Annotated in this window: 10 protein-coding genes; 4 read left to right on the forward strand and 6 right to left on the reverse strand. The window is 35.1% G+C overall.

Translation table 11 applies throughout. The features are described 5' to 3' along the window. Nucleotides 1–40: 40 nt before the first annotated feature. The 4 genes from RBH94_RS07040 to RBH94_RS07055 form a co-directional block, all read right to left on the reverse strand. The gene (locus RBH94_RS07040) at nt 41–2,041 is read right to left on the reverse strand and encodes a TonB-dependent siderophore receptor (RefSeq protein ID WP_307882985.1); all 2,001 of its coding nucleotides are present in this window, start codon (nt 2,039–2,041) and stop codon (nt 41–43) included. A 56-nt stretch (nt 2,042–2,097) separates the two neighbouring features. Next, nucleotides 2,098–2,940, reverse strand: a complete 843-nt coding sequence (locus tag RBH94_RS07045) for a hypothetical protein (RefSeq protein WP_307882986.1) — start codon at nt 2,938–2,940, stop codon at nt 2,098–2,100. Nucleotides 2,941–3,082: 142 nt separating this feature from the next. Continuing rightward, on the reverse strand, nt 3,083–3,466 hold the full coding sequence (locus RBH94_RS07050; RefSeq protein ID WP_307882987.1) for a hypothetical protein: 384 nt from the start codon (nt 3,464–3,466) through the stop codon (nt 3,083–3,085). 104 nt (nt 3,467–3,570) lie between these two features. Then, on the reverse strand, nt 3,571–4,095 hold the full coding sequence (locus tag RBH94_RS07055; protein ID WP_307882988.1) for an alpha-ketoglutarate decarboxylase: 525 nt from the start codon (nt 4,093–4,095) through the stop codon (nt 3,571–3,573). Nucleotides 4,096–4,258: 163 nt separating this feature from the next. Here RBH94_RS07055 and RBH94_RS07060 point away from each other — a divergent pair, with 163 nt between their 5' ends. Together RBH94_RS07060 and odhB are read left to right on the forward strand one after the other, a co-directional pair. Continuing rightward, nucleotides 4,259–7,000 (forward strand): 2-oxoglutarate dehydrogenase E1 component, encoded by a 2,742-nt coding sequence (locus RBH94_RS07060; RefSeq protein WP_307882989.1) that lies wholly within the window; start codon nt 4,259–4,261, stop codon nt 6,998–7,000. 41 nt (nt 7,001–7,041) lie between these two features. Next, a complete protein-coding gene (gene odhB, locus RBH94_RS07065; RefSeq protein ID WP_307882990.1) occupies nt 7,042–8,253 on the forward strand; it encodes a 2-oxoglutarate dehydrogenase complex dihydrolipoyllysine-residue succinyltransferase in 1,212 nt (403 codons plus the stop codon). Nucleotides 8,254–8,876: 623 nt separating this feature from the next. On the opposite strand, the gene RBH94_RS07070 is transcribed toward odhB, so the two are convergent. Then, on the reverse strand, nt 8,877–9,509 hold the full coding sequence (locus RBH94_RS07070) for a response regulator transcription factor (protein WP_188224085.1): 633 nt from the start codon (nt 9,507–9,509) through the stop codon (nt 8,877–8,879). Between the two features lie 48 nt (nt 9,510–9,557). Further along, entirely contained in the window at nt 9,558–10,007 is a 450-nt protein-coding gene (locus tag RBH94_RS07075; protein ID WP_188224086.1) for a retropepsin-like aspartic protease, read from the reverse strand. 149 nt (nt 10,008–10,156) lie between these two features. On the opposite strand from RBH94_RS07075, the gene RBH94_RS07080 reads away from it, so the two are divergent. Then, a complete protein-coding gene (locus tag RBH94_RS07080) occupies nt 10,157–10,924 on the forward strand; it encodes a TatD family hydrolase (protein ID WP_307882991.1) in 768 nt (255 codons plus the stop codon). An 18-nt stretch (nt 10,925–10,942) separates the two neighbouring features. Beyond that, nucleotides 10,943–11,974, forward strand: coding sequence for an asparaginase (locus tag RBH94_RS07085; protein ID WP_307882992.1), 1,032 nt, complete (start codon nt 10,943–10,945; stop codon nt 11,972–11,974). The last annotated feature ends 84 nt before the right edge of the window (nt 11,975–12,058 follow it).

Raw genomic sequence — 12,058 nt, forward strand, 5'->3', positions numbered from 1 at the left:
TCTGAAATGAATTCAGAATGACAATTTATCTTTTTTATGTTTAATTGAAAACAAAAGAGGTGTTAATGTAAAAATTTCGTCCTTGCCTAGGGATGTTATTCCAATCGGCGTAAGTTGAAAAATAGGTGTCTAAAATGTTTTCAATACCATATTTTAAAACCAGTTTATTGCTTTTTAAATAATACATATTTCCGAGATTTAAGTTTAAAACACCGTAAGGCGCGGTTTCGGTTTCGCCGTAAAAACTACTGTAGTTGCTTTGGTTGCCATTACCTTCAAATTGTAAAGCAGCATTAAAATGCGTTGTTGCATAGGTTAATTCAGCTAAATACGATAAAGGTTTAATAAGGGGTAGATGTTCGTTGTTACTCCCTTTTCCGTGGTTATAGCCTAATGATGTGTTGATAGAAAATTGATTATTAAATTGGAAGTCGGTATTTAAATAGATATCGAAAATTGAAGCATAATCTAAAGCGGTATAAAGCTTTACACCATTCGCTCCAATCGTCATAGAAGTTGAACTGGGATCAATTTCTCCAATGATATAGTCTTTAATATGAAAATACGATGACTCCAGACCTATTGTAAAATCACCAAATTGGTAATTGGCTTTTATATTCGCTTCTATCGACTTTTCATTTTTTAGATTCGGATTTCCGATATAATCGAAATTGTCAAAACTATTATAAAGGAAAAAGCCGTAACCTTCGCTAACCGACGGGGCGCGTTCGCCATAGCCCAAACCAAAAGATAACTGATAATCGTTTTTATGTAAATGATAATTTGACGCGACCGATGTTAGGAATCGATTTTTAGAATCGGTTGTATTCGGGTAGAAAATTTTTAGACTTTCAACACCTTCATCTTTGGCAATGGTATTATTGTGAAACCCTAATCGAACTGAAGTGTTTATCGATTCTGAATCGTTTAATGTGTAATGATCTTTAATATAAAAACCGCTGTATAATGTTCTAATATCCGGCCAGGTGTACATAAACATACTGGGCTGATTAGAGTCGTTTGGGTACATGGTCATTTCAGCTAAGGAGCGATTGTAAAATCCGTTGAGGTTAAAATGCAATTGATGTTTGTTTTCAACGAGTTTTAATTTACTGTAAAAACCGTAAGTGTCGCTCCAACCAGGCATGTCCATACGAATAGGGACATCGGGGCGTTTAGAGTCGTCCATAATATGCGTAACGGTATTAAAATACAATTTGGTTTCCCAAGATTTAATATAACTTAGGTTGCTTTGGTAATTATAAGTTAGGGATGTAATCAAAGCTTCTGCTAAAGAAACATCCATCGGGAGTGCCGGATAACCAATGTCTGTAGCTTTATCGTAAATAATGTTGGCATCAATACTTGTGTTGTTTGATAATTTGTAACCTCCCTGAGCGGAAACATTATATTTTTCAAATTGTGAAAAGAGAACTTCGGTGTTGTTTCCTGCATCATAATTATCCGATTTTCGGTAAATGCCATCGGTGTTGAGGTAGAATTTTTCATTTGAATATTCAAATTCTAGACCCGCAGTTTTGTAGTTGCCGTTGGTTTCGTAACCTAAGTCGACACTCGATCTTAATCCCGAATTATTAAATTTAGATTCTGGCAATTGCAAATCGATGGCACCCCCAATATTATGTCCGTTTTCGGTGCCTTCCTGCCCTGAGTTTACAGTAACCAGTTTAAGGTTTGAAACATCGACATAAGAGGTTATGGGATCCATTTTATCGGTGCAGGCACCAAAAATTTGCATGCCGTCAATGGTGACATTCAGGCGTTCGCTTGTCATATTATTTAAGGTAGGCTCCCAGGCATAGTTTCCACGTTTTATCATGGTTATCTTATTCGATTTTTCCAAGTAATCGTCAATGCTCGATAAGGTTTTTTCCTGGCGATAATTGCTCAGGTTTCTGGTGCCTATTAATATAACTTCATTTAACTGCGTGGTGTCTTTTTTTATAATCGTGTTGTTTTCTTGGCTATAAATAAGACACGTGCATATATAGCACAATAAAAGAATGATGAACTTTTTCATCTGTAAATTTTTTAAAGAATAGCATCGTGCTGTATGAAACACGATGCTATTTGTATTTAAAATTCTAATTCGAGATATAAGCTGCTTTGTGTGTTTGTTTCGGTAACAGTTTCACCTTTTAAAACAGTGTCTTCGGAGTTAATCAGTTTTAGGTTTAGCACCCAATATCCGGTCATAGTTAATGATAAATCGGCATGGTACATACTATCGCTGCTAGTATACGTTAAATCGGTGTTGTTTGGTGAGCTATGGTTACCCATGCCAGGCATTCTTGGGTCAAGGGTTAAGGTGTAATTTTCTACAGATGGGAACGACATCATAGATTCCATATTATAAACACCAATAATCAAATCGTTAATGCCAATAATAGGGGTTGTTGGTTCAATAAAAGCAATAACATAGCGTTTGTCATCACTGCCCATAAAGCTGCTTACATTTTGTAATTCGCTTTGTAAAACGGTAATGGTGTCGGTAACGGTATACATTACATCATTAATGGTGTAATTGAAGGTTAACGACCAGCCGGAACCATCGGTATTGGTCATTTGATAAATGATATAACCTTCGTAAAGTGTTGCTTTATCAGAGGTTTTTGATATATCAGATTTAGGACAAGAATGTTGCATGGTTGGCATTTGCATAACCGGCACCCAGTCAATGGAAGCATTTTCAAGATACTTATTTGTAGTGTTATCTAAAATTCTAACACTAATAGCATTGTAACCGGTGTGGAATGTCCCTGTTTTAGTGTAAACTTCAATGGTATGTGTGTCGTTTGATAGGTCTTGAACTTTAATAAGGTTATATAATTCATTAATAATATTGTCGTCGTTATCAGTAGAGCAACCAACAGAAAATAAGGCAATAAGGATAAGGGGGTATATATGTGTAAGTTTCATTTTTGTAATTCAATTTCGTGTATAGCAAGATGTTGTATAAACTTTACAGCTATACGGTAATAGTATTTTAATTTTTGCATAAGAGGTTTGTCTAATTCGTCATATAATGAAGAATTAGAAACTCGAAATATTCTTGAATGAATTACAAAATGTTGGGAGGAGGTGTATCTACCGAAAGTGTATTTTCGTAAACAGCAGGTGTTTTATACAATAGCTTTTGTTGAGCTGTTGCGTTAAAAGTATTTTCAGATGTAATGGTATTGATGTTGGAAATGTAAAATGCATCTAATACCGTACGTTTGTTTTCGGTTAAAGGAGTGTTTTTATCGGAGTTTGTCTCGTTTTGAGCCAGTTGCTTTTGTAAATGACATTTACCATTACACCCTTGCTGATTATCCTTTTGAATACAAAGCGTTTTTGCAATAAAATCCTGATTTGCAATAAAGTCAACTACAATAATCAACGTATTGATGTTGTGTGCTAATAGAATAACTATTAGTATAAATGCAGTTGTTTTTTGTGCCAAGTTTTTAATCACGCCGCAAAAGTAGTGATAAATCAAGGATATAAATGTGACAAAAATTACATTTTACATATTTATTTGAATAAGCAGTGGTTTGGAAGTGATTTTTAAAAATACACTCTTACAAATGGTGCCCATGGGTCGGCGTAAATACTTTTGTTCCTGTCGTAAAGTACGTCGTAGCGAATACCAAAAGTAACGTTGCGATTTCTGTAACCAGCACCTAAAAACAGGGCAGGGTACCAATAGCTGTCGTCTGCAAAGTTAAGGTGATTGTCGTATTTTCTGCTTACATAAAGTTCTTCAAATTCAGCAGACATTTGAATGGTGTTAATCGGACTGTATAAACTAATTAAACTACCGCCAAAAATGGTTGATTTATAGAAGTCTTTGCTTCTATTGTAGGTGACATTTAAACCTACTCCCAGAGCAAAGTTGTTGTTAAATTCATAAAGAGCACTAGGAGCAAGTGTTCCGCTAAAAAAGCCATTACCAAAACTTAAACCCACACCACCTCCAAACCTTACATGTTTCCAGAAATCGTTTTCTAATTGTTGTGCAGTTATTGTGTTAAAACTCCAGATAATAGCGAATAAAATTGGTAGAGACTTTTTGTTTATTAAGGTAATCATACTTAGTTCTTTAGAATATATCAACAAAATAAAGTAAAAATTTAATTTTTAATTATTAGGGTGTTAGGATAATCATAAATATAGCAAATTAAACACCTAATATTCGCAAAAGTTGTATTTTTGCCGGTAAATTTGACTAATTGATAGTGAATTAAATATTATAATGGATAAATATTCCTTTTTAAACGCAGCGCATACAGCATACTTTGCTGAATTATACGATCAATATTTACAGAACCCTGATGCCGTAGAACCAAGTTGGAGAGCCTTTTTTCAAGGGTACGATTTTGGAAGCGAGAACTACGGTTTAGAAGGAGAGATTGTAGACGGTGTTTCGGCACAAATGCCAGAATATCTTCAAAAAGAATTTCAAGTTCTGCAGCTTATTGATGGGTATAGAATGCGTGGGCACTTGTTTACCAAAACAAACCCAGTGCGTGACAGAAGATCTTACACGCCAACTTTAGCTTTAGAGAATTTCGGTTTAAGCGAAAACGATTTAGATACTGTTTTTAATGCAGGTGATGTTTTAGGTATTGGAGCAAAACCATTACGTGAAATATTGGTGCATTTAGATAAAATTTATTGTAGCTCGGTAGGGGTTGAGTACATGTACTTACGTAACCCAGAAGTAATTGCTTGGTGGCAAGGTAAATTAAACTCTAATGATAACCAGCCAAGTTTTGATGCAGAAAAGAAAAAGTATATTCTTTCAAAATTAAATCAGGCGGTAACTTTCGAAAACTTCTTACAAACTAAATATGTTGGACAAAAGCGTTTCTCTCTAGAGGGAGGGGAGTCTTTAATTCCAGCTATTAGTAACGTGTTGTTTTATGCTGTAGAAAAATATGGTGTAAAAGAATGTGTACTAGGAATGGCACACCGTGGACGTTTAAGTACATTGGTGAATATCTTTAGAAAACCGTTGCATGAATTGTTTAGTGAATTTGATGGTAAAGATTTTGAAGATGAAAATATCGATGGAGACGTTAAGTATCACTTAGGTTTAACTTTAGATAAAACATACCAGAACGGTAAGAATATTAAAATGAACTTAGTGCCAAACCCATCGCATTTAGAAACAGTAGCGTCTGTTGCCGAAGGGATTACACGTGCTAAGATTGATAATGATTATGATGGTGACGATTCTAAAATCATCCCGATTGTAGTTCATGGTGATGCGGCTATTGCAGGACAAGGTATTGTTTATGAGGTTGCACAAATGAGTCAGCTAGCTGGTTACAAAACAGGAGGAACCGTACATATTGTTGTAAATAACCAGATTGGTTTTACCACGAATTATTTAGATGCACGTTCTAGTACCTATTGTACCGATGTGGCTAAGGTGACTTTATCTCCAGTACTACACGTAAATGCTGATGATGCCGAAGCGGTAGTTCACGCGGTAGAGTTAGCATTAGACTACAGGATGCGTTATAAAAAAGACGTTTATATTGATTTATTAGGATATAGAAAATATGGTCATAACGAAGGTGATGAACCACGTTTCACTCAGCCTAAGTTATATAAAGCAATTGCTAAGCATAATAATCCGTTTGATATTTATTCAAGTAAGCTAATTAATGAAAATACAATTGATGCGGCTTATAAAAAAGGTATTGTAGATGAGTTTAAAGGAACGTTAGAATCGGAATACACTAAAGCAAGAGAAGCTGAGTCTTCAAAAGTAAGAGAGTTTATGCAGGAGCGTTGGGAAGGTTTTGAGCGTTCTGAATTAGACGGTATGTTGGTACCAACTGATACAACTTATGCAAAGGAAAAATTAGAAGGTATTTCTAAAGTGGTTTCAACCGTTCCAGAAGGTGTTAAGTTTGTGCGTAAAGCTGAAAGAATATTAGAAGGTCGTGCGAAAATGGTTTTTGAAACCGATACTTTAGACTGGGGTATGGCTGAAACATTAGCTTACGGAAGTTTGCTTGAAGAAGGTTTCAATGTGCGTATTTCAGGTCAGGATGTTGAGCGTGGAACGTTTAGTCACAGACACGCTATTTTACGTGACGAGATATCAGAAGATCGTATCAATCTATTAAACACCAATCCAGAGAATAAAGGAGAGATGTTTATTTTCAACTCTTTCTTATCAGAGTACGGGGTGTTAGGTTTCGATTATGGTTATGCTATGGCGAACCCGAATACCTTAACCATTTGGGAAGCACAGTTTGGTGATTTTAGTAATGGTGCACAAATTATTTTCGACCAGTATTTATCGGCTGCAGAAGATAAGTGGAAAGCGCAAAATGGTATTGTGGTATTATTACCTCACGGATACGAAGGTCAGGGGTCTGAGCACTCTTCGGCGAGAATGGAGCGTTATTTACAGTTATGTGGAGAGGACAATATGATTGTTGCAGACTGTACAACACCTGCAAACTTCTTCCACTTGTTACGTCGTCAAATGAAACGTAACTTCAGAAAACCATTAATCGTTTTCACGCCTAAGAGTTTATTACGTCACCCTAAAGCTATCTCAAGTATTAATGAATTGGCTGGAGGAACTTTCCAGGAAGTTATTGACGATACAATAAATCCTGAGAATGTTAAAAAACTGGTGTTCTGTACAGGTAAATTCTACTACGATTTATTAGCAGAGCGTGAGGAGTTAGGAAAAGAAGATGTGGCATTAGTGCGATTAGAGCAGTTGTTCCCACTTCATTTAGATAAGATTCAGGAAGTTATTAACCGTTATCCAAATGTAACTGAGTATGCATGGGCGCAGGAAGAACCTAAGAATATGGGGGCTTGGATGCACATGGCGCAACGTATGGATTTGGTTAAATTAGCATGTTATGCTAGACCTTACAACTCGGTGCCTGCACCAGGATCAAGTACGCGTGATAAGAGTAGACAGCGACGCGTTATCAATGCTGTTTTCGATAATAACTAGTTATATAATAAAGTAAAAAATTCAATTAAAATTATAAGATAATGATTTTAGAAATGAAAGTGCCTTCGCCAGGGGAATCCATTACAGAAGTGGAAATAGCAACATGGCTGGTAGAAGACGGTGATTATGTAGAAAAAGACCAGGCTATTGCTGAGGTTGATAGTGACAAAGCAACATTAGAGTTGCCTGCTGAAGTAAGTGGAACTATTACCTTAAAAGCTGAAGAAGGTGATGCTGTTGCCGTAGGCGCAGTAGTATGTTTAATCGATACCAGCGCAGAAAAACCAGAAGGTAGCGATGCGCCAAAAGCTGAAGTTAAAGAAGAAGCTCCTAAAGCTGAAACTCCAGCTCCTGCTGCAGCTGAAACTAAAACCTATGCAACGGGTTCAGCGAGTCCTGCAGCTAAAAAGATTTTAGCTGAAAAAGGTATCGAGGCAGCTTCAATTTCTGGAACAGGTAAAGACGGACGTGTAACTAAAGAAGATGCAGTAAAAGCTGTCCCTTCAATGGGTACACCTTCTGGAGGAAACCGTGGTACTTCAAGAACTAAAATGTCTATGTTACGTCGTAAAGTAGCAGAGCGTTTAGTGGAAGCTAAAAACACAACCGCTATGTTAACAACGTTTAACGAAGTTAACATGACGCCTATTTTCGAATTAAGAAATGAATATAAAGAAGCCTTTAAAACCAAACATGGTGTTGGTTTAGGGTTTATGAGTTTCTTTACTTTAGCTGTGGTTAGAGCATTAAAAATGTATCCTGCGGTAAACTCAATGATTGATGAAAAAGAAATGGTGTCTTACGATTTCTGTGACATTAGTATTGCTGTTTCAGGACCAAAAGGATTAATGGTACCTGTTATTCGTAACGCTGAAAACTTAAGCTTTAGAGGTGTAGAATCTGAAGTGAAGCGTTTAGCTTTACGTGCTCGTGATGGTCAAATAACTGTTGATGAAATGACAGGTGGTACCTTTACTATTACTAATGGTGGTGTATTCGGTAGTATGTTATCTACTCCAATTATTAACCCTCCACAAAGTGGTATCTTAGGAATGCACAACATTATCGAGCGTCCAATCGCTGTAAACGGTAACGTTGAAATTCATCCAATGATGTACGTAGCATTATCTTACGATCACAGAATTATTGATGGTAAAGAAAGTGTAGGGTTCTTAGTGGCAATTAAAGAGGCTATCGAGAATCCGGTAGAGTTATTAATGAATAACGACATAAAAAAAGCATTAGAATTATAAGTTAATTGCTTTTTCAAAATAAAAAAAAGTACTAGTGAATCACTAGTACTTTTTTATTTAACTAAAAAACTAACTAAAATAAAACTAAAACGTTTATTGCGATCACGATTACTACTAGCGTCGCTAGACCAATGACGAAGTATTTGTTGAGGTATTCGTTTTTCTTTTCCATGTTTGGAGGTATTTAGTGATTTTTGTGTTTGGTTAAAAAACTCTGTATACTAAGACACAGAGTTTATATGTAATTCCCTTTTAGACACTGATTAATAGCGGTATAAAATTAAAAACGAATTGTGAGAAAAAAAATACGCAGTTCTACTTATTTTTGAGTTAAAAAGAGGCTTTTTTAAAACAAAAGAAGCTCTAAACAATAAAGTCCAGAGCCTCCTGTATAATCCTCCCTAAGAATTAATTAATAGCATTGTAAAGATAAGCAGTGTTTCGCATATAAAAAATACGCAGTTCTACTTATTTTTTAGTTGGAAAGTGGATTGTTCAAAACAAAAGAAGCTCCAAACAATAAAGTCCAGAGCCTCTCGTATAATCCTCCCTAAGAATTAATTAATAGCACTGTAAAGATAAACAGTGTTTTGCATATAAAAAATACGCAGTTCTACTTATTTTTATAGGAATGTTTTATGATTGTTTGCCCAGATGCCAAGAGATGTAGGTTTATCATCTAACTCTAGTTTATTAATTGCGTTACTCCTGTGTTTATCTACTGTTCTAATTGATATAGATAGTTCGTTAGCAATGTCTTGGCTGGTTTTATTTTCAGCAACCAATTTCACGATTTTTAATTCCGATTTGGTAAGTAAATCTAAATTCTTCGGTCTTTGGCTGTGATTGTTTATGTTTAAATAAGAAGCGATTTCTTCACTAAAATAAGGTTCACCTTTAATAACATGAGAAATACAGGTTTCAATTTCTTCAACAGCAAACTCCTTTAAAATATAGCCATATACGTTGAATGCTTTGGCTTGATCGAAAAGTTCTTCTTCTTTGTCAAAAGTAATTAAGATAACTTTTGTTGGAAGGTTATTCTTTTTACAGGCCTCGGCAATTTCTAACCCCGTTTTATGAGGCATCCTTATGTCTAAAATAGCAATCTCGGGTTTTAATTTTACGATAAGATTGTAGGCGGCATTACCATCTTGTGCACTACCAACGATGTCAAATCCTTTGGATGTTAAAAAATCAGACATACCTCTAAGCATAAGAGGATGGTCATCTGCTATAATTATAGATGGCGTCATTTAATAAAAGGGAGTATTCTCTGCTATTAGTTTGGTAAGGTAAATATACTAATTTTCTAGTTTCAGATAGATGTATTTTTTTTCATAATCTATTATAGCCTTCGATTTTTTTAAAATGTCTGCGCCAATAATTCCATCAACGGGTTTTGAGTTGTGATTAATTAAAGCAGTATTGACATGGCTAAGGTTGAAAAGTACCAAAACAACCTTGTTTTGTTTCCATCGTCCAATTTTAAGTTTATTCTTTTTAGACATTTTCGTTTCCATGTTTATAGCGCCTGCACCGGCAGCCATAATTTCAGAATCTTTTACCTTTAAGTTAAAGGTGTTTACGGCTTCAAATCCAACGCAGGAGTTAGAAGCTCCAGTGTCTAAAATAAAACGTCCTTTTACGCCGTTTAATGTTGCTTTAATTTCAAAGTGATTGGTTTTTGTAAACCTTAATTTTACTTTGGTGTATCCCTTATTAAGAAGAAATTCTCCTAATGTACCTTCCATAATCCATTATTATGGCCTAAAAGTACTATAAATAGTGGGATACTAGCGTTAAAATAGCTAAAAAACAAATTAAGGTAAGATAAATCTCTATCCCCTAAAATTAACTAAAAGACAGCTATTAAAAGTATTGACTTTTTTATTTTTACCGCATGATTATTACAGATACACATACACATTTATATAGTGAGGCTTTTGATGATGATAGACACGAGATGATAAATCGAGCAATTGATCAAGGTGTCTCACGTTTTTTTATTCCGGCAATCGATTCGACCTACACCGAGTCTATGTTACAACTAGAAAAGGATTTTCCTAATCACATGTTTTTAATGACCGGGTTGCATCCAACCCATGTTAAGGAGAATTACGAAGAAGAATTAAAGCATGTTGAAGAGATGCTGGCTGCTCGACATTTTTATGCCGTTGGCGAAATAGGTATCGATTTGTACTGGGATAAAAGTACTTTAGAAATTCAGAAGATTGCTTTTAAACATCAGATCCAATTAGCCAAACAATATAAATTGCCTATAGTGATTCATTGTCGAGAGGCCTTTGATGAAATTTTTGAGGTCTTGGAGGAGGAAAAGGGAGACGATTTATTCGGAATCTTTCATTGTTTCACAGGAACTTTAGAGCAAGCGCAAAAGGCGATATCGTATAATATGAAATTGGGAATTGGTGGGGTCGCTACCTTTAAGAATGGTAAAATTGATAAGTTTTTAAATGAGATTGAATTAAAGCATATTGTTTTAGAAACCGATGCGCCCTATTTGTCTCCAACACCATACCGCGGAAAACGAAATGAAAGTGCTTATATAATTAAGGTTTTAGAAAAGCTCTCACTTTTATATAATAAGAATGAAGAAGAGATTGCAGATATTACCACACAAAACTCTAAAGACATATTTGGTATTTAACTTAAAGGCTTCAATATAATGAGTACATCAAAACCAAACATATTACTTATTTATACTGGTGGTACCATTGGTATGGTTAAAGATGCTAAAACAGGGACACTTAAAGCGTTTAATTTTAAAAATCTGTTGAAGCAAATTCCTGAACTGCAATTATTAGATTGTAATATCGATACGGTATCGTTTGACGAGCCAATAGATTCCAGTAATATGAATCCCAAGTATTGGGTAGAGATTGCCGAAATTATAGAAAGCCATTATAAAGCGTTCGATGGTTTTGTAGTACTACATGGAAGTGATACTATGAGTTACACCGCGTCAGCTTTAAGTTTTATGTTAGAAAATTTAGCAAAACCGGTTGTGTTTACGGGCTCGCAATTGCCTATTGGAGATTTGCGTACCGATGCAAAAGAGAATTTAATTACGTCTATTCAGGTCGCTTCACTTCAGGAAAAAGGTAAAGCTGCTATTAAAGAGGTGTGTTTGTATTTTGAATATAAACTATATCGAGCTAATCGGACTACTAAAATAAATGCAGAACATTTTCAGGCATTTACCTCATTTAATTACCCGGCGTTGGCAGAATCGGGTGTTCATTTGAAAGTGAATAACGAATATTTATTTCAACCAAACTTAAAGAAAGTGTTTCAGGTGAATAAAAAGTTAGATACGAATATCGCACTTATAAAGGTCTTTCCCGGAATGTCATCTAAAGTTTTTCAGAACATTTTAAACACAGAAGATTTAAAAGCTGTAATTATTGAAACCTATGGAGCTGGAAATGCTACGACGGAATCTTGGTTTTTACAGGCAATTAAAGATGCTGTTAATAAAGGTATTCATATTGTTAATATAACACAATGTGCCGGAGGAAGTGTTATGATGGGACATTACGAAACAAGTAACGAACTTAAAAATATCGGTGTTATTTCTGGTAAAGACTTAACAACAGAGGCTGCCCTTTGTAAGTTAATGTATATGTTGGGGCAAAATGTTTCAGGTAACGTTTTTAAAACAGCTTACGAAACACCTTTAAGAGGAGAAATGAGTTAAAGTGAAAAATCGATTAATGAACAGTTTTACTAAGGCCAACTAATTATATTCTCACTTTTAAGACCATAATTCGGGATAAAACAC

Origin of the sequence: Aestuariibaculum sp. YM273, assembly GCF_030908365.1 — a bacterium.
Lineage (GTDB): Bacteria > Bacteroidota > Bacteroidia > Flavobacteriales > Flavobacteriaceae > Aestuariibaculum > Aestuariibaculum marinum.